Below are 20,210 nucleotides of genomic sequence, written 5' to 3'. Positions count from 1 at the left end.
GTGCTCACTTCAGCCTCTCGGATTTCTGGAACGACTTCTGCCGCTTGAACATGCCCTTGCGGTAGAACGGGAACATGCTGAAGTAGGTGCGCACCTTGAGCCAGCGGCCGTACAGCCCCAGCGGCTCGAACAGCACGAACACGATCAGCACCACGCCGTAGACGAAGCCCTGCAGGCCCGGCGCCATGGCGATGACCTCGGGCAGATAGCCCTTGCCCAGCGCGATCAGCTGCGGCATGGCGATCAGGAAGATGGCGCCCAGGAAGGCGCCGTGCACCGAGCCCAGGCCGCCGATCACCACCATCAGCAGCAGGTCGATGGACTGCAGCACGCTGAACTGGTCGGGCGACAGGAAGCTGATCTTGTGCGCGTACAGCGCCCCGGCCAGGCCGGCCAGCGCGGCCGACAGCGCGAACGACAGCGTCTTGTAGTGCGCCAAATGGATGCCCATGCTCTGCGCCGAGACCTCGGAATCGCGGATCGCCACGAAGGCCCGCCCGGTCGGCGCGCGCAGCAGGTTCAGGATGGCCAGCGTCGCCACCACCGCGAGCAGCAGGCACAGGAAGTAGAAGCCCTCGCCGCTGTCGAGCTTGAAGCTGCCGATGGCCGGGGCCTTCATGTGCAGGCCGGCGTTGCCGCCCGTCACGCTCTCCCAGCGCGCCAGCACCTCCTCGACGATCACGCCGAAGGCCAGCGTGGCCATGCCCAGGTAGATGCCCTTCACGCGCAGCGCCGGCAGGCCGACCACCACGCCCACGGCCCCCGCCAGCACCATCGCCATCACCATCGCCAGCGGGAACGGCCAGCCCAGGTTGGTCAGCACGCCCTGGGTGTAGGCGCCCACGCCCAGGAAGGCCGCGTGGCCCAGCGAGAACTGGCCCGTGAAGCCCGACAGCAGCATGAGCCCCAGCCCGGCGATGCCGTAGATCAGCACGAAGGTCAGCTGCGCCAGCCAGTACTCGGGCAGGGCCAGCGGCGCCAGCACCAGGGCCACGAGCAAGAGGCCGTACCAGAAGCGGTGGCCCTCGTGCTTGGCGAGAGCGATGTCCTGCGCGTAGCCGGTCTTGAACAGGAATCTCATACCTTTTTCCGCAGCCGTTCGCCGAACAGGCCGTTGGGCCGGACCATGAGCATGACCAGCACCACGATGTAGGCGGCCGTGTCCTTGAAGCCATCGGGCAGGTAGAAGCCCGACAGCGACTCCACCACGCCGATCAGCACCCCGCCCACGATGGCCCCCGGCAGGCTGCCGAAACCGCCGACCACGGCTGCCGGGAAGGCCTTGAGCCCGATGAAGCCCATGTTGGCGTGCACGAAGGTGATGGGCGCCAGCAGCAACCCGGCCAGCGCCGCCACGGCCGCCGCCAGCCCCCAGACCAGGCCGTTGAGCCGGCGCACCGGGATGCCCATGTAATAGGCCGCCAGTTGGTTCTGCGAGGAGGCCTGCATCGCGATGCCCAGCTTGCTGTAGCGGAACAACGCGAACAGCAGCACGCACAGCACGCCCGTGGCGCCGATCACGACCAGTTGCTCGGCGTTGAGCACGAGCTCGCCGAGCCGGTAGATCTCGTCCTTGTAGGGCACGGGCAGCGTGTGGGTCTCGGTGCCGATGCCGGGCACCATGGTCACGAGGCCGCGCGCCACGTAGCCGATGCCGATGGTCAGCATGACGATGGAGAAGGCCGGCTGCCCCAGGATGGGGCGGATCACCACGCGTTCGAGCAGCATGCCCAGCAGCGCCACGGCGATCACCGCGCACACGACGGCCATCCAGAACGCCAGGCCCAGCCAGGTCATCGCGGCGAAGCCTGCGAATGCGCCCAGCATCATGAGCTCGCCCTGGGCGAAGCTCACGGTTTCCGTGGCCTTGTAGATCAGCACGAAGCCGAGCGCGATCAGGCCGTAGATGCAGCCCTGCGCGATGCCACTGATCACCAGTTGGAGAAACTGCACCCGGCCCCCCGTGTGTTGTGCCCGGGTTTATAGCCGTGCCCCGCGCAACGGCGCTCAGGGTTGTTCCTCATCCACCGGGCAGCGCGGCCCAGTCTAGGGGTTTGCCGGGGTCAGGCTGGCGCCGGCGCCGCCGTTGGCTGCACCAAACGCGGCCGTCCGTCGTCGCCGATGGCCACGTAGGTCAGCCGCGCCTCGGTCACCTTCACATAGCGCTGCGGCGTGTGGCGCCGCTCGGCATAGACCTCCACCTGCACCGTGACCGAGGTCTTGCCCACGCGCGTGATGGCGGCGAAGAAGGACAGCAGGTCGCCCACGCGCACCGGCTGCTTGAAGATGAACTCGTTGACGGCCACGGTGGCGAACTTGCCGACGATGAGCCGCGCCGGCAGCACGCCGCCGGCCAGGTCGACCTGGGCCATGACCCAGCCGCCGAAGATGTCGCCGTTGCCGTTGGTGTCCGCCGGCATGGGGATGACCTTGAGCACCAGCTCCATGTCGGTGGGCAACTGGACAACCGCGGCCGGGGCGCTTGAATCGGTGGACATCCGGGACAATCTCCGAAGAACAAGAAGAAGACTTGCAACGCCACCGATTGTCTGCCAATGCGCCACCTCGCTCCCTCCGCCCCCACTCCCACGAACGCCCCCGGCGCGCCACTGCCCGCGCCGGCGCGCTCGGACTGGGCCACGCTGCGCCGCCTGCTGCCCTACCTGTGGCAGTACAAGTGGCGCGTGCTGTTCGCGCTGGCCTTCATGCTGGGCGCCAAGTTCGCCAACGTGGGCGTGCCGGTGCTGCTGAAGAACCTCATCGACGCGATGACGATCAAGCCCGGCGATCCGGCCGCGCTGCTGGTCGTGCCGCTGGGCCTGCTGCTGGCCTACGGGCTGCTGCGGCTGTCGACCTCGCTGTTCGCCGAGCTGCGCGACCTGGTGTTCTCCAAGGCCACGCAGGGCACGGCGCGCACCATCGCGCTGCAGACCTTCGAGCACCTGCATGCGCTCTCCCTGCGCTTTCACCTGGAGCGCCAGACCGGCGGCATGACGCGCGACATCGAGCGCGGCGTGCGCGGCATCGAGTCGCTGATCTCCTACTCGCTCTACAGCATCGTGCCCACGCTGGTCGAGGTGGCGCTGGTGCTGGGCATCCTGGCCGTCAAGTTCGACGCCTGGTTCGCCTGGATCACGCTGGCCGCGCTGGTGCTGTACATCGCGTTCACGGTGACCGTGACCGAGTGGCGCACGCAGTTCCGCAAGCAGGTCAACGAGTTCGACTCCACCGCCCACACGCGCGCCATCGATTCGCTGCTGAATTACGAGACCGTCAAGTACTTCGGCAACGAGCGCTACGAGGCCGGCCGCTACGACGAGAGCCTGGAGCGGCTGCGGCGCGCGCGGCTCAAGAGCCAGAGCACGCTGTCGCTGCTCAACACCGGCCAGCAGCTCATCATCGCCGTGGCGCTGGTGCTGATGCTGTGGCGCGCCACCCAGGGCGTGGTCGATGGCCGCATGACGCTGGGCGACTTGGTCATGGTCAACGCCTTCATGATCCAGCTGTACATCCCGCTCAACTTCCTGGGCGTGCTGTACCGCGAGATCAAGCAGAACCTGACCGACCTGGACAAGATGTTCACGCTCATGGAGCGCGAGCGCGAGGTGGCCGACGCGCCCGGCGCGCTGCCGCTGGACACCGCGCGCGGCAGCGGCATCCGCTTCGAGGACGTGGACTTCGCCTACGAGCCGGCCCGGCCCATCCTGCACGGCGTGCGCTTCGAGATCCCAGACGGCAAGACCGTGGCCGTGGTCGGCCCCTCGGGTTCGGGCAAGAGCACACTGGGCCGGCTGCTGTTCCGCTTCTACGACATCCAGCGCGGCAGCATCCGCATCGGCGGCCAGGACATCCGCGCCGTGACCCAGGCCAGCGTGCGGCAAGCCATCGGCATCGTGCCGCAGGACACCGTGCTGTTCAACGACACCATCGCCTACAACATCGGCTACGGCCGGCCCGGCGCCAGCCAGGAAGAGATCGAGGCGGCGGCGCGCGCCGCCCACATCCACGACTTCATCGCCGCCATGCCGCTGGGCTACCAGAGCATGGTGGGCGAGCGGGGCCTGAAGCTCTCGGGCGGCGAGAAGCAGCGCGTGGCCATCGCGCGCACGCTGCTCAAGAACCCGCCCATCCTGATCTTCGACGAGGCCACCTCGGCGCTGGACTCGGCCAACGAGCGCGCCATCCAGGCCGAACTGCAATCGGTCGCGCGCGGGCGCACCACGCTGGTCATCGCGCACCGGCTGTCCACCGTGGTCGACGCGCACGAGATCCTGGTCATGGAGGCCGGCCGCATCGCCGAGCGCGGCACGCATGCCGAGCTGCTGGCCGCCGGTGGGCGCTACGCCCGCATGTGGGCGCTGCAGCAGAACGAGCCGGCGCCGGCGCCGGGCGACGCTCACCAGGCCGTCGGATCGACCCCGTAGAAGGCCTGCAGCTCGGCGTACAGCGCCGGCCGCTCGGCCGCCAGCTGCGGCCCCTGCTCGAAGAACACCTCGGTGGCCACCGCGAAGAACTCGGCCGGGTTCGTCGCGGCATAGCCGCCCAGCAGGTTCTCGTCCCCCGCCGCCAGTTGCCGCTGCAAGTGCTCGAACTCGGCCTGCAGCACACGCGTCCAGCGCGCCGCGCTCATACCGCGCGGCAGCGGCGGCGCGCCGTTGGACTGGCCATCGGCCTGGTCCAACTGGTGGGCGAACTCGTGCACCACGACGTTGCGGCCATCCGCCGGGTCGGCCGCACCGGCCAGCACATCGTCCCAGGACAGCACGACCTGGCCCTGCGACCAGGATTCGCCGGACAGCGCCTGCCGCTCGTCGCGCAGCACGCCGCCGGCCTCGGTGCGCACGCGGTCGACCAGGAAGGCGCCGGGGTAAAGCAGCACCTGGCGCAGGTTGCCGAAATGCCCGTCGGGCCGGCCCATCAACAGCAGGCAGGCCTGGGCTGCGACGACCACGCGCATGGCCTCGGTCACCACCAGGCCGTCGCAGCCGATGAAGGGCTTCTCGGCGATGAACACCTGCATGCGCTGCTTGAGCTTCAGTTGCAGGTCCGCCGGCAGGCGGCGCACCTGCGGCACATGGCGCGCGAGCACGCGCCGCCAGGCGGCCGGGAACGGGTGGCGCGCCAGCGTGCGGCGGCGCCAGGCGCGCCAAGCCGGCGCCAGCGCGATGCCCAGCACGGCCAGCAGCGCGCCGAGCAGGACGGCGCCGAACAGGGACTGTGAGAGCGTGGGCATGTGGGAATGATCGGCTTGATCCGCCCAACTGGTGGCGCGGCTGCGCTTTTCAAGCGATGGCGGCCCTCGCCAAGCACGAGGCATGGCGCGGCCTGTTCTGCGCTACGCTCGCCGCCCCACCATGGACATCCCCACTCTGCCCGCCTGGGCCTGGATCCCGATCACGCTGGCCGCCGCGCTGGCGCAGACCGTGCGCAACGCCGCCCAGCGCAGCCTGGTCAGCCAGGCTGGCACGCTGGCCGCCACGCTGGCGCGCTTCCTCTATGGCCTGCCGTTCGCGCTGCTGTTCGTGGCGCTGGCGCAGCAGCTCTCGGGCCGGCCCGTGCCGGCCTTCCATGCCGGCTACTTCGGCTGGGTCGCCATGGGCGCCGTGGCCCAGCTGCTGGCCACGGCCTGTTTGCTCAAGGCCATGCAGCAGCGCAACTTCATCGTCGGCGTGGCCTTTTCCAAGACCGAGGTGCTGCAGGTGGCGCTGTTCTCCACGCTGTTCCTGCACGAGGTGCCGACCTGGCTGGCCGCGCTGGCCATGCTGCTGGCCACGCTGGGCGTGGTGCTGCTGTCGCTGCCGGCGCGCGGCGCGGTGGCCGTCGGCGGCGGCAGCCAGGCCGTGCTGTTCGGCGTGGCCTCGGGCGCGTGCTTCGCGCTGTCGGCCGTGGGCTTTCGCGGCGCGGCGCTGGCCATGACCGACGTGGCGCCCTGGCTGCTGGGCGGCTGGGGCGTGCTGTGGGCCCAGCTGCTGCAAAGCCTGCTGCTGGGCGGCTGGCTCGCGGCGCGCGACCCGGTGGCGCTGGCCACCACCGCCCGCGTGTGGCGCGTGTCCATCCTGGCCGGTGCCATGGGCGCGCTGGCCTCCACCGGCTGGTTCACTGCCATGGCCATCCAGCCCGCCGCCGACGTGCGCACGCTGGGCCTGGTCGAGGTGTTCTTCAGCCTGGTGGTCTCGCGCCGCATCTTCCGCGAGAAGCTGCGCGCGGGCGAGCGCTGGGGGCTGGCACTGGTGCTGCTGGGGCTGGTGGGCATCTGCCTGCAGCTGTAGCCCTCACAGCCGCGCCAGCCAATCCAGCATGCGGCGCATCCGTGCGCCGTACGGCGGGTGGACCAGGCCGCCCAGGCCCCAGCGCGGCTGGCGCAGCACGGGTTTCAGGTGCGACAGGCGCAGGAAGCCGGCCTCGCCGTGGTAGGCGCCCCAGCCGCTCTCGCCCACGCCGCCGAAGGGCAGGTTGCCGTGCACGAAGTGCAGCAGCGTGTCGTTCAGCACCACGCCGCCGCTGGTGGTCTGCGCCAGCACCTGCGCGGTACGCGACGCATCCTCGCCGAACCAGTACAGCGCCAGCGGCCGCTCGCCCGCGTTGACATGGGCGATGGCCTGGTCCAGCGTGTCGTAGGGCACGACGGGCAGGATGGGGCCGAAGATCTCCTCGCGCAGCACGCGCATGTCGGGCCGCGTGTCGAGCACCAGCGCGGGCGGCATCTGGCGCTGGTGCACCGGGTCGGCCGGCGGCGGCGCGTCCGCACCGAAGGACAGCACGCGGCCGCCCTTGGCCCGCGCATCGTCCAGCAGCGCCTGCATGCGCGCCAGGCCGCGTGCATCCAGCAGCGCTGGTGTAGTCGGGGTTGCCGGCGATGCGCGGGTAGAAGCGCTGCACCGTGGCAGCGAAGGCCTGCACGAAGGCCGTCTCCATGCCGCGCGGCAGCAGCACGTGGTCGGGCGCGATGCAGGTCTGGCCGCAGTTGAGCAGCTTGCCCTGCACGATGCGCGGCATGGCACGCACCAGATCCACGCCGACGTCGAGCAGGCAGGGCGATTTGCCACCCAGCTCCAGCGTGGTGGGCACCAGTTGCGCCGCCGCGGCCAACGCCACCCGGCGCCCCACGGCTGGCGAACCGGTGAACAGCAGGTGGTCCCAGCGCAGGCCCGAGAAGGCGGCGGCCACGTCGGCGTCGCCGGTCACCACCAGCAATTCCTCGGCATCGAAGCGCTCGGCCAGCAGCGCCGCCAGGCAGCCGGCCGTGTGCGGCGTGGCCTCGCTGGGCTTGAGCATGGCGCGGTTGCCCGCGGCCAGCGCGGCCACGGCCGGCCCCAGGGCCAGGTTCACCGGATAGTTCCACGGCGACACCACGCCCACCACGCCCAGGGGCTGCGGCTGCAGGTGGGCGCTGGCCGGCTGCAGTTGCAGCGGCGTGGGCACGCGGCGCACCCGCGCCCAGCGCGCCAGGTGCCGCAGCGCATGGCGCAGCTCCCACTGCAGCGGCAACAGCTCGGCCAGGCGCGTCACGTCGTGCGGGCGCATGCCGAAATCGGCCTGCACGGCATCGGCCAGGCGGCTGCCGTGCTGCGTGACCAGGGCCTGCAGCCGGCGCAGGCGGTCGCGCCGCAGGTCCAGCGGCACCTCGGGCCGGGCCCGGCTGGCGGCCCACTGGCGCGCGAAGGCGGCCTGCAGTGGCGACGCTGCGCCGCTCATGGGCACAGGAACGGCAGGGCGGCGTCCAGCAGCGCCTGCGGCGCCTCCTCGGCAATGTAGTGGCCGCAGGACAGCGGCCGGCCGCGCACGTCGTCGGCCACACGCTGCCATTCGGCCAGCGGGTCGAAGCAGCGCTGCACCACGCCCTGCTCGCCCCACAGCGCGAGCAGGGGCACGGTCAGCCTGCGGCCGGCCGCGCGGTCGGCGCGGTCGTGTTCCAGGTCGATGCCGGCCGAAGCGCGGTAGTCCTCGCACAGGCCGTGGGCTGCCCCCGGCTGGCGCAGGCCGGCCTCGTAGGCGGCCAGCGCGCGCGGGTCGAACGGTGCCAGCCCCGCGCTGCGCCGGCCCATCACGTCGCGCAGGTAGGCGCCAGGGTCGGCCTCGATCAGGCGCTCGGGCAACGGCGCGGGCTGGATCAGGAAGAACCAGTGCCAGTAGGCACGCGCGAAAGCCTCGCCGGTCTGCTCGTACATGGCCAGCGTGGGCGCGATGTCCAGCAGCGCGAGCCGGCGCACGGCATCGGCGTGGTCGACGGCCAGCCGGTGCGCCACGCGCGCGCCGCGGTCGTGCGCCAGCACGTCGAAGCGCGCATGGCCCAGCGACTGCATGAGCACGAGCATGTCGCGCGCCATGGTGCGCTTGCTGTAGTTGGCGTGGTCCGCGTCGCCGGCCGGCCTGGACGAGCCGCCGTAGCCGCGCAGGTCGGCCAGCACCAGCGTGAAGCGTTCGGCCAGCTGCGGCGCCACCCTGTGCCAGATCGCATGCGTCTGCGGGTGGCCGTGCAGCAACAGCAGCGGCGGGCCCTCGCCGCCCACTTCGGCGTGGATCTGGATGCCCTCGCCGACCTCGGCCAGGTGCGGGCGAAAGCCAGGGAACAGGGGGGTGTCTGTCATGGTGCGATCCTAGCGGCGCCGCCATCCAGCCGCTGGCGTGTGCGTGCGGCCACGTCGCGCAGCCAGGGTTGCGCCGCCCAGTGCCGCTGCGCGAAGGCCTCGGTCTGCGCACGGTAGGTGAGCGACAGGCCGATGCTGTCCAGCCCTTCGAGGAACATGCGCCGGTGCCGCGGCAGCAGGTCGAAGCGGGCCTGCACGCTGCGGCTGGTCAGGGTCTGCGCAACCAGGTCGATGTCCACGGCATTGGTGGCCGGGTCATCCGCATCGTCCATGAGTTGCGCGATCTGCGCGGCCGGCAGTGCCACCAGCAGCAGCCGGTTGTTCATGGCATTGGCATGGAAGATCTCGGCGAAGCTGGGCGCCACGATGGCCCGGATGCCGAACTGCTGCAGCCCCCAGACGGCATGCTCGCGGCTGGAGCCGCAGCCGAAGTTGGAGCCGCCGACCAGCACCGACACGCCCGCATGGTCGGCGCGGTTCAGCACGCAGTCCGGCCGCGGCCGGCCCTGGGTGTCGAAGCGCAGGTCGTACAGCAGGCCTTCCTTGAGGCCAGCCTTGTCGATGCCGCGCAGGAACTGCTTGGGCATGATCTGGTCGGTGTCCAGGTTCTCGGTGCGCAGCGCGGCCGCGCGGCCCTGGATGCGAAGGTGGTCGGTCATGGCAGCAGCTCCAGTTGGCGAACGTCGGTGATGCGGCCCGTGACGGCGGCCGCCGCGGCCATGGCCGGGCCCATGAGGTGGGTGATGGCGCCGCGGCCCTGGCGCCCCTCGAAGTTGCGGTTGGTCGTGGAGGCGCAGCGCACGCCCTCGGCCAGCACGTCGTCGTTCATGGCCAGGCACATGGAGCAGCCCGGGTTGCGCCACTCGAAGCCGGCCGCGAGGAACACGTGGTCCAGGCCCTCGGCCTCGGCTGCCGCCTTCACGGCCCCCGAGCCCGGCACGACCATGGCGCGCACGCCGGTGGCCACCCGGCGGCCGCGCGCCACGCCGGCCGCCGCGCGCAGGTCCTCGATGCGGCCGTTGGTGCACGAGCCGATGAACACGTGCTGGATCGGCGTGCCCGCAATCGCCGCACCGGCCGACAGCCGGGCATAGGCCATGGCGCGCTCCGCGCTGCTGCGCGCGGGGCCTGCCGGCAGGTCCGCGGGCTGCGGCACATGGCCGTCGATCGCCGCCACCTGGTCGGGGCTGGTGCCCCAGGTCACCTGCGGCGCAATGCGGCTGGCGTCGAAGCGGTGTTCCACGTCGAAGGCGGCGCCGGCGTCGGTGCGCAGGTCCTGCCAGGCCGCGAGCGCCGCCGCGCGGTGCTCGGCCAGATCAGGCGCGCGCGCCAGCACATAGTCAATGGCCTTGCCATCCGGCGCGACCAGCGCGCCGCGCGCGCCGGCCTCCACGGTCATGTTGCACAGCGTGAAGCGGGCCTCGACCGACAGCGCATCGATGGCGCTGCCGCTGTACTCGACCACGCAGCCGCGCGCGCCCTGCGCGCCGATGCGGCCGATCACGGCCAGCACCAGGTCCTTGGCCGTGCTGCCCGCGGGCAGCTCGCCGTCGACGCGGATGTGCATGCTGCGCGCGACGCGGTAGGCCAGCGTCTGCGTGGCCAGCACATGCTCGACCTCGGTCGTGCCGATGCCGAAGCCCAGCGCACCCAGCGCGCCGTAGGTCGTGGTGTGGCTGTCGCCGCAGATGATGACCATGCCGGGGCGCACCATGCCGTGCTCGGGCGCGATGACATGCTCGATGCCCTGCAGCGCATCGTTGGTGTCGAACAGCGGGATGCCGAAGCGCGTGCAGTTGCGGTGCAGGTTGCTGGCCTGCAGCGCCGAGGCGGCATCGGCGATCACGCGGACCTTGCCCGGGTGCGTGGGGATGATGTGGCTCACGACGGCCACGTTCTGGCCCGGCATGGGCACGCCGCGGCCCTGCTCGTCCAGGCCGGTGAAGGCCTGCGGGCTGGTGTACTCGTTCATAAGGTGCAGGTCGCAGAACAGCAGGATGTTCTCGTCGTCGAGCGCGGCCACGGTGTGGCTGTCGACCAGTTTGCGGTAGAGGGTGCGCGGGGTCATGTTCTTCATTCGGCGGTGATGCCGCGTTCCTTGATCAGCCTGGCCCAGCGCGGCAGCTCCGTGGCCAGGCGCTGGCGGGCCTCGGCCGGGCTGGCGGCCAGCGGGTCGAAGCCGTCTTTGGCCATGCGCGCCTTGACCGTCTCGGTGGCCAGCACCTGGTTCAGGCTGGCGTTGAGCTTGTCGACGATGGGCTGGGGCGTGCCGGCCGGCGCGAACACCATGAACCAGGTCTCGAAGGCATAGCCCGGCAGGCCGGCCTCGGCCAGCGTGGGCACGCCGGGCAACAGTGCCGAGCGCTGCGGCCCCGTCACGCCGAGGGCGCGCAGCTTGCCGGCCTGGACATGGCCCTGCGCTGCCGACAGTACCGGGAACGCCATCTGCACCTGGCCGCCGATGGTGTCGACCAGGGCCGGGCCGCCACCGCGGTAGGGCACGTGCACGATGTCCAGCCCACCGACGGCCTTGAACAGCTCGGCCGCCATGTGGAAGGTGCTGCCGCCGCCGGCCGAGGCGTAGGTCAGCCCGCCCGGCCTGGACTTGGCCAGTGCGATCAGTTCCTTGAGGTCCCTGGCGGGCACCTTGTCGTTGACCACCAGCACATGCTGCGAGGTGGCGACCATGCCGAACGGCGCCAGGTCCTTCAGCGTGTCGTACGGCATCTTGGGCGTCAGCGCCGGGTTGATGGCCAGCGACACGGTCTGCAGGCCGATGGTGTAGCCATCGGGCGCGGCCTTGGCCACCACGTCCACGCCCAGGTTGCCGCCGGCGCCGGCGCGGTTCTCGATGATCACGGGCCGGCCCAGGGCCTGGCCCCAGGCGTCGTTGACCAGGCGCGCGACGATGTCGGCGCTGCCGCCCGGCGCATACGGCACGATCAGGCGGACGGGCCGCTCCGGATAGGACTGCGCCCAGGCGGGCGCGGTGCATGCGGCGGCGGCCAGGAGGGCGAAAAGCGTTCTGCGGTGCATGTGGTCTCCAGCACGTTTCAAAGGGGTGCTGGTATCGTATTGCTGACCTTCAGGAAAACAATTCAGCAATCCGGAACAGGTTCTTCAACCTTCAGGTTACGAATGAGCGCGATCACCGACCTGGCTTTCTTCTCGCAGCTGGTCAAGGCCGGCAACTTCACGAGCGCCGCGCAGGAACTCGGCAACACGCCGGCCGCCGTCAGCAAGCGGCTGGCCGCGATCGAGCGCCGGCTCGGCGTGCGCCTGCTGCAGCGGACCACGCGGCGCATCGGCCTCACGCCCGAGGGCGAGATGTACCTGGTCGAGGGCGCGCGCGTGCTGGCCGACCTGGAGGCGCTGGAGCGCGCCGTCTCGGGCAGCAGCGAGAAGCCGGCCGGCCTGTTGCGCGTGGCCGCCACGCTGGGCTTCGGCCGCAAGCACATCGCGCCGGCGCTCTCGGGCTTCGCACGCCAGTTCCCGGCCGTCGAGGTGCAGCTGCAGCTGAGCGACCGGCCGGTGGACCTGGTCGGCCAGGGCCTGGACCTGCAGATCCGGCTCGGCGACCTGCCGGACTCCAACCTCACCGCGCGGCTGCTCGCGCACAACCGGCGCGTGCTGTGCGCCTCGGCCGCCTACCTGGACGCGGCCGGCACGCCCGAGCACCCACGCGAACTGGCGCGCCATGCCTGTCTGTTCATCCGCGAGCACGACGAGACCTTCGGCACCTGGCAGCTGCAGTGCGGCGGGCGTTCGGAGAAGGTCAAGGTGCGCGGCCCGCTGGCAGCCAACGACGGCGAGAGCGTGGTGGGCTGGGCGCTGGACGGCCACGGCATCCTGATGCGCTCACTCTGGGAGGTGGCGCCGCTGCTGCGTTCGGGCCGGCTGCGGCCGGTGCTGCCGCAATGGCAGCTGCCGGCGGCCGACATCCATGCGGTGTTTCCCACGCGCAGCCACCTGTCGGCCAAGACGCGCGCGCTGGTGGACTTCCTGCTGGCCCGCTTCCAGGCTCACCGCGCCGACCGGGACGGCGGCTGGTGAGTCCGGGGTGTCAGGCCTCCGTCCGCGGCTCGCCCTCGGCCACGGGCTCGTCCTTGAACTGGGCCAGGTCGCGCACGTTCTTCTGCACCGCGACGCCGCCGAACAGGCTCAGCAGGAAGGCCATGGCGTAGAAGCCCTTCTCGCTGGACGCGAGCGTCGCATTCCACAGGCCCACCGCCAGCAGCAGCACCGCGATCGCCAAGGACAGCCAGCACAGCGCGAAGTACATCCCGGTAACGGGAATGCCCTCCAGCCGGTCGCGCACCGACTTCTGCAGCGAGACCGCGGAGAACAGGCCGTACATCAGCAGGGTGAAGTAGTAGCCCTTCTCGTTGAGCGCCATGCCGGCGTTCCACAGGCCGAGCAGGTAGACCGCGCCACCGAGCAGCAGCGCAACCCACGATGCGCCGACGAAGGCGGCGGTGGGCTTCTGGATCTGGATGCGGTTGTTCATGGTTCTCCCAGGTCGCTGTTTGGAACGCGCGATTGTGGGCCATGTGGCGCGTGCAGCGGAGCCCCGGGCGCGCCCTCCCCGGCGCTGGCCAGGGCCTGGCGTTCCACCAGCGGCTGCAGCGGGCCGGCGGCAAATTCCGCGAGCGCGTCGTGGTCGTCGAAGAAGCGGTGCATCAACGCCTCCAGCCCGTCGCGCGTCACCCACAGCGCGGGCTTGTTCTTCGCGTCGTCGCGGCCGTACACGACCGGCAGCGTCGCGGCAGTGAGGCCCGTCAGCCGGAAGTGGCAGGCGGTGGTCACGATGCGGCCGCGCGGGCTGCGGCCCGGGTCACCGAAGCTGCGCGTGCCCACCAGCGCGGCCTGCAGCACCGCGCGCGGCACGCCCAGCGTGGTTTCCTCGCCCAGCTCACGCAGAGCGGTGTCCAGGCCGCTTTCGCCGGGCTCCTGGTGGCCGCCCGGGAACGCGACGGTGCCATGGCCCAGCGCACCGCCGCGCTCAATGAGCAGGAAGTGCCCTGCGGCCTCGACGATGGCGTCGCCGGTCTGGTAGAGCGGCCCGGGGTACTTGCGCTGATAGGCCGCGTTGGCGCGGTGCTCGTCCGCGCGCTCGGAAAAGCAGCCGGACGCGGCAGCCCAGGCCGACAGGTACTGCAGCACCCCTTCGTGGACGTGGCGCGCCAGATCTTCGAGCCGGTCCGCCAGCGGCTGGTTGCTGCCGAACAGCATGGCGCGCAGCGCGGTGGAGTCCAGGTCCGGCACACTGCCGGCATCCGTGCAGGCCCAGCCGGGAAAGCGGCGCAGGTAGTCGCTCGACGCGTCCTTGCGGTGGCCGACCAGCGTGACCGGCTCGCCCGGCGCGCAGAAGGCCTGGACACGCGCGCGGACCATGGCCACCCAACGCGCCTCGTCGTAGACATCGCGCACACCGGTGAAGCGCACGCGCGCGCGCTGCGCGGGGCCGAGCATGCCGAGCAACATGGCGCGGCGTTCTTCGAAGACGAACGGGTTCTTCGGGTTGCGCGAGCGCCAGGCCGATCCGATGACGATGACCACCTGGTCGGCGGTGTCCAGCGCCGCCTGGATCAGGCGCAGATGCGCCCGATGCGGCAGCTGGAAGCGGCCGATGACGACGGCCGTGGTGCGGTGGAGCATGTGGAGAGTCCTCAGTAGGGGCGGGCCGCGATCGGCAGCTGGCGGCCGTTGCCGAAGGCCCGGGCACGCAAGCGGATGATGGGCGGGGCCTGGCGGCGCTTGTATTCGGACCGGGCGATCAGCGCCTTCGTGCGCGCGATGGTGGCTGCGCCGTCGGCCGTCGCCGCCAGCGCGCGCACCGCGGCGTGGGCGGCACGGTGTTCGTCGGGCTCCAGCAGCTCGCCTTCGATGAGCAGCTTCAGGATCTCGTCGAGCACCGCGTAGGGCGGCAGGCTGTCGGCGTCCTTCTGGCCGGGCGCCAGTTCGGCCGACGGCGCCTTGTCGATGATGGCCGTGGGAACGATCTCGCGGCCCGCTGTGGCGTTGATGTGGCGGGACAGCGCGAACACCTCGGTCTTGTACAGGTCGCCGATGAGGCCGAGGCCGCCGTTGGTGTCGCCGTAGAGCGTGCAGTAACCCACGGAGATCTCCGACTTGTTGCCCGTGGTCAGCAGCAGCTGTCCGTACTGGTTGGAGTAGGTCATGAGCAGCGTGCCGCGGGTGCGGGCCTGCAGGTTCTCCAGCGCCAGGCCGCGCGGCCCCTCGCCGATGGCATCGCGCAGCGTGGCCGACACCTGCGCGACGATGCCCTGGATCGGCACCTGCAGCAGTTCGATGCCGAGCCTCTCGCACAGGTCCACCGAATCGGCGACGCTGCCCTCGCTGGAGTAGACGCTCGGCATGGTGATGGCCACCACGCTGGGTGCACCCATCGCTTCCACGGCCAGGGCCAGCGTCAGCGCGCTGTCGATGCCGCCCGAGCAGCCGACCAGCACCTGGCTGAAGCCGCAGCGGCGCGCGTAGTCGCGCAGGCCCAGCACGATCTGCTGGCGGTAGAACTCCAGCACCGGCAGGCCGGCCGCGTCCACGGCCGCAAGAGGCTCGCCGTCGGCCCGGCCGAAGCGGCGCGTGGCAATGTCGAACTGCAGCGTGCGCAGCTCGGGCGCGAAGCGTGCAGCCTCGTAGACGATGCGGCCATCGGCCTCGACCGCGAAGCTGGCGCCATCGTAGACCAGCTGGTCGTGGCCACCGACCTGGACGACATACAGCAGCGCCAGCCCGTGGCGCGCGCAGGCCCTGGAGAAAAGCGCGTGGCGCAGCTGGCGCTTGCCCTTCTGGCTCGGGCTGGCATTGACCGAGACGACGAGATCCACCGCGGCGTCGGCCAGGCGCTGGTAGGGGTTGACCGGGTAGTCCTTGCCCTCGTCGTTCCAGCCATCCTCGCAGACGAGGAAGCCCACCCTGGCCATGCCGATGCGCAGGACCTGGGCGGCATCCGGGCCCGGCGCGAAGTGGCGGCCTTCGTCGAACACGCCGTAGGTGGGCAGCAGCTGCTTGTACTGCTCGTGCAGCACGGCGCCGTCGCGCAGGACCTGCAGCGCGTTGTAGTAGCGCTTGCCGCCGGGGGCCTGGCGCTCCACGGGCAGGCCCACGACCCAGTGCAAGGCGGGGGTTGCGCGAGAGGCCGCGCGCAGTTCCGCGCTGGCCACGCGCAGCCGGTGGGCGAAGTCGGCGTCATCCAGCAGGTCGGCCGGGCTGTAGCCGGTCAGGCACAGCTCGGGGAACACGACGATGTCGGCGCCGTCGCGTTCGGCCTCGCGGGCCGCGGCCAGCATGAGTGCGATGTTGCCCTGCAGGTCGCCGATGGTGGGGTTCAGCTGCCCGATGGCGATGTTCAGCTTGCTTGTCATCCTGTGCTCCGTTCTCGGCGGCGACTACACGGCGGCGTGCCTGAACACGCTGCGCAGGTAGGCCAGGAAAGTGGCGTCGTCGCAGAGCGTCTTGCCCGGGCTGTCGGCCAGCTTGGCCACGGGCTGGTCGTTGCAGGACACGAGCTTCATCACGATGTTCAAGGGCCTGGGACCGACATCGTTCGTCAGGTTGGTGCCGATGCCGAAGCCCAGCTTCGTGCGGCCGCCGAAGTGGCGGAACAGCGCGAGCGCCTTGGGTACATCCAGGCCGTCGGAGAAGGTCAGGCGCTTGGTCTGCGGGTCGATGCGCAGCCGGGCGTAGTGGGCCAGCGCCTTTTCACCCCAGACCACGGGGTCGCCGCTGTCGTGGCGCAGGCCGGAGAACAGCGCCGCGTAGTAGCCGTCGAAATCCTGCAGGAAGGCATCCATGCCGACCACGTCGGTCAGCGCGATGCCCAGGTCGCCCCGGTACTCCTGCACCCAGGCTTCCAGCGCGGCTTTCTGGAACTGCTTGAGCTGCACGCCGACCGCCTGGAAGGTCTGCAGGTACTCGTGGGCCATGGTGCCGATCGGGACCAGGCCGTACTTCCTGGCCAGGTGGACATTGGAGGTGCCCTTGAAGTACTCGGGCACCCGGTCCTTGAGCGTGGCCACCACCTCCTCCTGCCAGGCACCGCTGAAGCGGCGGCGCACGCCGAAGTCGAAGAACTCGAAGGGGCCCCAGCCGGCCATGGCCGGACCCTGCAGTTCTGCCCCGAAGTCTTGGAGCAGCGCGATCTTCGCCGCCAGGCGCGCGCGGCCCTCGGCGAGGTCGCCGCCGACACGCCGGAAGTACAGCTCGTTGACGATGGCCAGCACGTAGATCTCGAAGCCCATCACATGCACCTGCGGCCCCCTTGCGACGATGGACAGCTGCGCGCCGTCGGCGCGGGCCTCGATGAAGTCGCGGTTGAACTGGAAGATCCGCAGGAACTGGACGAAATCGGGCTTGATGAAGCGCAGGCCGGCCAGGTAGCCGAGTTCCTCGCGCTGAAAGCGCAGCCGGCACAGGTGGTCCAGCTGCGCGTTCACCTCGTCGGCCAGTTCGGCCAGCGGGAAGGCCGTGGCATTGCGGCAGACGAAGCGGTACTCGCCGTCGTTGGCCGGGTACGCGTGCAGCAGGGCCTGCAGCATCGTGAACTTGTACAGGTCGGTCTCCAGCAGCGAGCCGATGACGGGGCGGAAGGTGGCGGTGGACATGGTGGGGGCCTCGGTGTGGATCGGGGTGGGTTCAGCCGGCGCGGGGGCGCAACAGGTTCCGGGCTTCGCTGGCCGTCATCAGCAGGCTGCCGGCAGCCCGGGCCCGGTCGAGGAAGGCCGCATGCGCGGGCTCGAAACCGGCGACGGGGCTCATGCAGTCGCTCAGCAGGACGATGCCCGCGCCCGTCCCGCGGTGCGCGACGAGCTGGTCGTAGCTCCTGGCAACGCAGTGGCTGGAGGCTTCGCCGCCGATGAACAGCAGCGCGCAGCGCAGCTCGTCTGCCAGGGCGGTGTTGAAGCGCGTCGACGCGACTTCGGCGAGCGGCGTCTCGGCCTCGAACACGCCGTAGTGCTCGGCCAGCGCGTACTCGCCCTTGTGCACCTTGTGTACCGGGTTGTGCGATGCGCGCTCCCACGCGTTGAGTGCCTGGGCGATGGCGGGGTGCAGCGCCGCGCCCCAGGTCGCGGTGACGCAGTGCACGGGCCAGGCCATGAGCCTGAAGCGGCCGGCCTGCTCCAGCCGGCCCAGCAGTTCGACCACGCGGTCCAGCAGGCGCTGGCCGCTGGCCGGGTCGATGCGGTCCGGCCCGACCGGCGTATACGTGCCGGCGAGCACGCTGCGCGCGGTGATCTCGGTGAAGGGGGCCACTTCGCTGCCATCGGCAGCGCGCCAGAACGTGGTGCGCTCGATGGCGACGAAGGGATGCGCGTCCAGCGTCGCGACGATGTGCTCCAGGTACGGGCCCGCGTCGGCGATGAAGCCGGCCATGCGCAGCATGTCCAGGTGGGCACCGGCGACCGCCAGGGCCGGGGCCTCGCGCAGCGGGACGCGGCGGCCGTCGACCATCGCCTCCCCCATCACGGGCCGCAGGTCCGCGGGGGTGTCGCAGAAGTCGTTCTGCGCGTCGATGAGCAAGAGCTTCGCGGGCTGCGTCATGGTGCTGTTCTCCGGTTCGGTTCCCTGGTGGTGGCCAGTGTAGATCACTTTCGGCGTTTGTGCGCTAAGTAGCCATTGTCAGAGTGTCGAATCTCAAGAATCTTTCAGCGCTGGCGCCATAATTCGGCATGACTACCCCGCACAAGCTCCCGTTGCTGATGGTCGACGTGGTCCTGCTGGCGCTGGTCGACGGCGCCCTGCATGTGGGCCTCGCGCGGCGCGCGAATCCCGACGAGCCCTTCTTCGGGGCCTGGACGCTTCCAGGGGGCTTCGTGCGCCCGGAGGAAGACCTGAACGCCGAGGACACCGCACGGCGCGTGCTGCGCGACAAGGCCGGCGTGGCCTCGCCCTACCTCGAACAGCTGTACACCTTCGCGGACGCGACACGCGATGCGCGCGGCTGGTCCGCCTCCATCGTCTACTACGCGCTGGTGCCCGCGCACGTGGCACCAGCGGGCAACGCGGCGTTCCGCTGGGAGCCGGTGGACGCGGTGCGCGCGCTGCCCTTCGACCACGGCCGCATCCTGGCCACGGCACTGGAACGGGTGCGCTCCAAGACCAGCTACTCGGCGCTGCCGCTGTACCTGGCCCCGGCTGAGGTCACGATGTCGCAGCTGCGCGCGATCTACGAGCAGGTGCTGGGCGGTACGCTGGAGCCGCGCGGATTCGAGCGCCGCATGGTCGAGATGGACATCCTGGAGCCCACCGGCAGACTGCAGTCCGCTGGCGGAAAACCGGCCAAGGTCTACCGCCAGGTGAGCGGCCGCGGCAGCGCGCAGCTCGGTCCGTCGCTGCTGCCGCGCTGAGAGGGTGTATCTAAAATGATTTACCCGGCCAGCCTAGTTGCGAGCATACGCGCTTCTGCGAGCCAGACCCAGGCCACAGGCGCCCAGTTGGAGCGGTCATGGTGAGCGATCAGCCTGCGCGCACGCTCGTTCCATGCGTGGGTGCGCTCGACCACCCAGCGCTTGGCTTGCACGATGAAGCCCTTGGCTGGGGCCTCGGGCCACAGTTGCTGCTGCTCGACAACAAACGTGCCCGTCACGCGATTCGAAGGTCTGCGGACGATCTCTACGGCGATGCCATGCGTCTTCTCCAGGTCCATGGCGCACTGACCGCCGTAGGCCGAGTCTGCGTACAGCCTCTTGAGGCCCGTCACCTTGGCGCAGGCTTGGGCCACCACGGATGCGGCCCCGTCGCGATCCTGCACGCTGGCAGCCGTGACGGTCACAGCCAGCAGCAGCCCCAGCGTGTCGACCACCAAGTGGCGCTTGCGGCCCTTGACCTTTTTGCCGGCATCGAAGCCGGTGTCTGCGCCCTGCGGGGTGCTGCGCGTGCTTTGCGAATCGATGATGGCCGCCGTGGGTTCGGGTGCCTTGCCCACGCGGTCGCGCCACTGTTGGCGCAACCGGTCGTGCATGGCCTCGAAGGTGCCGGCGCGTGCCCAGCCGCGAAAGGCCGAGTACACCGCACGCCAAGGCGGAAAGTTGCCGGGCAGCAAGCGCCACGCGCAGCCGGTGCGCACGATGTACATGCAGGCGTTGGCAATGTCGCGGCGCGCGTGCGTGATCGGCTTGCCGCGCCCACCTTCGCGCTCAAACAGGTCATGCACGAGAGCCCACTCGGCATCGGTCAGGTCCGTGTTCATGCCGCCAGGCTTGGCTTGCCGGCGGTGCGCTGTCGTGTAGCCGTAGCGCTGCGGAGCCGAGCCCTGGACCGCCGCACGCGTGCTGGCGCCGCGAGGCGGGCGCACGCGCTTGACTCCCGCCTTCTTCAGCGCCTTGCGAATCGTCGCCGAGCAGACATCGATGCCCGTGTGGCGAACGAACTCGCGGGTGAGCTCATCCATCGACGACTGCGGCATGCGCAGCGCCAGCTCCACCAATGCGCGCAGGTCCTGCGCTTGCAGCAGTGCTGGCCTGCCGGGTTGCTTCTTGCTCGTCCCCGTGTCCACTCGTCACCTCCTGCGCTCCCAGAACCGAGAGGGCGCGCAGGGTATTTTAATTCAGATACACCCTCTGAGAAGCTGTGAACGAATCCCTCACGACCACGCGAGAC

Annotated in this window: 18 protein-coding genes and 1 pseudogene; 4 read left to right on the top strand and 15 right to left on the bottom strand. The window is 70.5% G+C overall.

The genetic code is table 11. From position 1 onward, the window contains the following. Nucleotides 1-4: 4 nt before the first annotated feature. The 3 genes from ACSQ4M_RS10955 to ACSQ4M_RS10945 all read right to left on the bottom strand — a co-directional run bounded on the left by ACSQ4M_RS10955 (nt 5) and on the right by ACSQ4M_RS10945 (nt 2,498). A complete protein-coding gene (locus tag ACSQ4M_RS10955; RefSeq protein ID WP_436189564.1) occupies nt 5-1,081 on the bottom strand; it encodes a branched-chain amino acid ABC transporter permease in 1,077 nt (358 codons plus the stop codon). Continuing rightward, nucleotides 1,078-1,953, bottom strand: a complete 876-nt coding sequence (locus ACSQ4M_RS10950) for a branched-chain amino acid ABC transporter permease (protein WP_436189563.1) — start codon at nt 1,951-1,953, stop codon at nt 1,078-1,080. The genes ACSQ4M_RS10955 and ACSQ4M_RS10950 overlap by 4 nt, the downstream gene beginning before the upstream one ends. 110 nt (nt 1,954-2,063) lie before the next feature. Continuing rightward, on the bottom strand, nt 2,064-2,498 hold the full coding sequence (locus tag ACSQ4M_RS10945) for an acyl-CoA thioesterase (protein ID WP_436189562.1): 435 nt from the start codon (nt 2,496-2,498) through the stop codon (nt 2,064-2,066). 57 nt (nt 2,499-2,555) lie between these two features. Between ACSQ4M_RS10945 and ACSQ4M_RS10940 the strand changes: the two genes are divergently transcribed. Continuing rightward, nucleotides 2,556-4,424: an ABCB family ABC transporter ATP-binding protein/permease gene (locus ACSQ4M_RS10940; protein ID WP_436189561.1), complete on the top strand. Its 1,869-nt coding sequence runs from the start codon at nt 2,556-2,558 to the stop codon at nt 4,422-4,424. On the opposite strand, the gene ACSQ4M_RS10935 is transcribed toward ACSQ4M_RS10940, so the two are convergent. Beyond that, nucleotides 4,397-5,233, bottom strand: coding sequence for a zinc-dependent peptidase (locus tag ACSQ4M_RS10935; RefSeq protein WP_436189560.1), 837 nt, complete (start codon nt 5,231-5,233; stop codon nt 4,397-4,399). The two genes, ACSQ4M_RS10940 and ACSQ4M_RS10935, sit on opposite strands and share 28 nt — an antisense overlap. A gap of 121 nt (nt 5,234-5,354) precedes the next feature. On the opposite strand from ACSQ4M_RS10935, the gene ACSQ4M_RS10930 reads away from it, so the two are divergent. After that, nucleotides 5,355-6,269, top strand: coding sequence for an EamA family transporter (locus tag ACSQ4M_RS10930; RefSeq protein ID WP_436189559.1), 915 nt, complete (start codon nt 5,355-5,357; stop codon nt 6,267-6,269). Nucleotides 6,270-6,272: 3 nt separating this feature from the next. Here the strand turns inward: ACSQ4M_RS10930 and ACSQ4M_RS10925 are convergent. From ACSQ4M_RS10925 to ACSQ4M_RS10905, 5 genes and pseudogenes are all read right to left on the bottom strand, one after another. Next, nucleotides 6,273-7,695, bottom strand: a pseudogene (locus tag ACSQ4M_RS10925) (aldehyde dehydrogenase family protein). Next, the gene (locus ACSQ4M_RS10920; protein WP_436189558.1) at nt 7,692-8,588 is read right to left on the bottom strand and encodes an alpha/beta fold hydrolase; all 897 of its coding nucleotides are present in this window, start codon (nt 8,586-8,588) and stop codon (nt 7,692-7,694) included. Before ACSQ4M_RS10920 ends, ACSQ4M_RS10925 begins: the two are co-directional and overlap by 4 nt. Continuing rightward, entirely contained in the window at nt 8,585-9,247 is a 663-nt protein-coding gene (gene leuD, locus ACSQ4M_RS10915; RefSeq protein ID WP_436189557.1) for a 3-isopropylmalate dehydratase small subunit, read from the bottom strand. The genes ACSQ4M_RS10920 and leuD overlap by 4 nt, the downstream gene beginning before the upstream one ends. Then, the gene (leuC, locus tag ACSQ4M_RS10910; protein ID WP_436189556.1) at nt 9,244-10,656 is read right to left on the bottom strand and encodes a 3-isopropylmalate dehydratase large subunit; all 1,413 of its coding nucleotides are present in this window, start codon (nt 10,654-10,656) and stop codon (nt 9,244-9,246) included. Before leuC ends, leuD begins: the two co-directional genes overlap by 4 nt. A 5-nt stretch (nt 10,657-10,661) precedes the next feature. After that, nucleotides 10,662-11,624, bottom strand: a complete 963-nt coding sequence (locus ACSQ4M_RS10905) for a tripartite tricarboxylate transporter substrate binding protein (protein WP_436189555.1) — start codon at nt 11,622-11,624, stop codon at nt 10,662-10,664. 102 nt (nt 11,625-11,726) lie between these two features. Between ACSQ4M_RS10905 and ACSQ4M_RS10900 the strand changes: the two genes are divergently transcribed. Beyond that, the gene (locus tag ACSQ4M_RS10900) at nt 11,727-12,641 is read left to right on the top strand and encodes a LysR substrate-binding domain-containing protein (protein WP_436189554.1); all 915 of its coding nucleotides are present in this window, start codon (nt 11,727-11,729) and stop codon (nt 12,639-12,641) included. A gap of 10 nt (nt 12,642-12,651) precedes the next feature. Here ACSQ4M_RS10900 and yiaA read toward each other — a convergent pair whose 3' ends face one another. The 5 genes from yiaA to ACSQ4M_RS10875 are packed head-to-tail and all read right to left on the bottom strand — an operon-like array spanning nt 12,652 to nt 18,152. Then, nucleotides 12,652-13,095, bottom strand: coding sequence for an inner membrane protein YiaA (yiaA, locus tag ACSQ4M_RS10895; RefSeq protein WP_436189553.1), 444 nt, complete (start codon nt 13,093-13,095; stop codon nt 12,652-12,654). Then, the gene (locus ACSQ4M_RS10890) at nt 13,092-14,246 is read right to left on the bottom strand and encodes an adenylyltransferase/cytidyltransferase family protein (protein WP_436189552.1); all 1,155 of its coding nucleotides are present in this window, start codon (nt 14,244-14,246) and stop codon (nt 13,092-13,094) included. The genes yiaA and ACSQ4M_RS10890 overlap by 4 nt, the downstream gene beginning before the upstream one ends. Nucleotides 14,247-14,257: 11 nt before the next feature. Next, a complete protein-coding gene (locus ACSQ4M_RS10885; RefSeq protein ID WP_436189551.1) occupies nt 14,258-15,976 on the bottom strand; it encodes an NAD+ synthase in 1,719 nt (572 codons plus the stop codon). A 24-nt stretch (nt 15,977-16,000) separates the two neighbouring features. After that, nucleotides 16,001-17,215, bottom strand: a complete 1,215-nt coding sequence (pncB, locus tag ACSQ4M_RS10880; RefSeq protein WP_436189550.1) for a nicotinate phosphoribosyltransferase — start codon at nt 17,213-17,215, stop codon at nt 16,001-16,003. Between the two features lie 31 nt (nt 17,216-17,246). Then, on the bottom strand, nt 17,247-18,152 hold the full coding sequence (locus ACSQ4M_RS10875; RefSeq protein WP_436189549.1) for a cysteine hydrolase: 906 nt from the start codon (nt 18,150-18,152) through the stop codon (nt 17,247-17,249). A 128-nt stretch (nt 18,153-18,280) separates the two neighbouring features. On the opposite strand from ACSQ4M_RS10875, the gene ACSQ4M_RS10870 reads away from it, so the two are divergent. Beyond that, nucleotides 18,281-18,958, top strand: a complete 678-nt coding sequence (locus ACSQ4M_RS10870; protein WP_436189548.1) for an NUDIX hydrolase — start codon at nt 18,281-18,283, stop codon at nt 18,956-18,958. 20 nt (nt 18,959-18,978) lie between these two features. On the opposite strand, the gene ACSQ4M_RS10865 is transcribed toward ACSQ4M_RS10870, so the two are convergent. Then, nucleotides 18,979-20,106, bottom strand: coding sequence for an IS5 family transposase (locus ACSQ4M_RS10865; RefSeq protein WP_436189547.1), 1,128 nt, complete (start codon nt 20,104-20,106; stop codon nt 18,979-18,981). Between the last annotated feature and the right edge of the window lie 104 nt (nt 20,107-20,210).

Origin of the sequence: Pseudorhodoferax sp. LjRoot39 (assembly GCF_964253035.1) — a bacterium.
Taxonomy (GTDB): domain Bacteria; phylum Pseudomonadota; class Gammaproteobacteria; order Burkholderiales; family Burkholderiaceae_C; genus Pseudorhodoferax.
Note: the sequence above shows the minus strand (reverse complement) of the source record. Positions and strands in the feature narration are given on the sequence as shown.

What these genes read in the sequence shown, in the direction of transcription:
- ACSQ4M_RS10955 (WP_436189564.1), bottom strand. Translation starts at nt 1,081, where the DNA reads ATGAGATTCCTGTTCAAGACCGGCTACGCGCAGGACATCGCTCTCGCC.
- ACSQ4M_RS10945 (WP_436189562.1), bottom strand. Translation starts at nt 2,498, where the DNA reads ATGTCCACCGATTCAAGCGCCCCGGCCGCGGTTGTCCAGTTGCCCACC.
- ACSQ4M_RS10940 (WP_436189561.1), top strand. Translation starts at nt 2,556, where the DNA reads ATGCGCCACCTCGCTCCCTCCGCCCCCACTCCCACGAACGCCCCCGGC.
- ACSQ4M_RS10935 (WP_436189560.1), bottom strand. Translation starts at nt 5,233, where the DNA reads ATGCCCACGCTCTCACAGTCCCTGTTCGGCGCCGTCCTGCTCGGCGCG.
- ACSQ4M_RS10930 (WP_436189559.1), top strand. Translation starts at nt 5,355, where the DNA reads ATGGACATCCCCACTCTGCCCGCCTGGGCCTGGATCCCGATCACGCTG.
- ACSQ4M_RS10920 (WP_436189558.1), bottom strand. Translation starts at nt 8,588, where the DNA reads ATGACAGACACCCCCCTGTTCCCTGGCTTTCGCCCGCACCTGGCCGAG.
- leuD (WP_436189557.1), bottom strand. Translation starts at nt 9,247, where the DNA reads ATGACCGACCACCTTCGCATCCAGGGCCGCGCGGCCGCGCTGCGCACC.
- leuC (WP_436189556.1), bottom strand. Translation starts at nt 10,656, where the DNA reads ATGACCCCGCGCACCCTCTACCGCAAACTGGTCGACAGCCACACCGTG.
- ACSQ4M_RS10905 (WP_436189555.1), bottom strand. Translation starts at nt 11,624, where the DNA reads ATGCACCGCAGAACGCTTTTCGCCCTCCTGGCCGCCGCCGCATGCACC.
- ACSQ4M_RS10900 (WP_436189554.1), top strand. Translation starts at nt 11,727, where the DNA reads ATGAGCGCGATCACCGACCTGGCTTTCTTCTCGCAGCTGGTCAAGGCC.
- yiaA (WP_436189553.1), bottom strand. Translation starts at nt 13,095, where the DNA reads ATGAACAACCGCATCCAGATCCAGAAGCCCACCGCCGCCTTCGTCGGC.
- ACSQ4M_RS10890 (WP_436189552.1), bottom strand. Translation starts at nt 14,246, where the DNA reads ATGCTCCACCGCACCACGGCCGTCGTCATCGGCCGCTTCCAGCTGCCG.
- ACSQ4M_RS10885 (WP_436189551.1), bottom strand. Translation starts at nt 15,976, where the DNA reads ATGACAAGCAAGCTGAACATCGCCATCGGGCAGCTGAACCCCACCATC.
- pncB (WP_436189550.1), bottom strand. Translation starts at nt 17,215, where the DNA reads ATGTCCACCGCCACCTTCCGCCCCGTCATCGGCTCGCTGCTGGAGACC.
- ACSQ4M_RS10875 (WP_436189549.1), bottom strand. Translation starts at nt 18,152, where the DNA reads ATGACGCAGCCCGCGAAGCTCTTGCTCATCGACGCGCAGAACGACTTC.
- ACSQ4M_RS10870 (WP_436189548.1), top strand. Translation starts at nt 18,281, where the DNA reads ATGACTACCCCGCACAAGCTCCCGTTGCTGATGGTCGACGTGGTCCTG.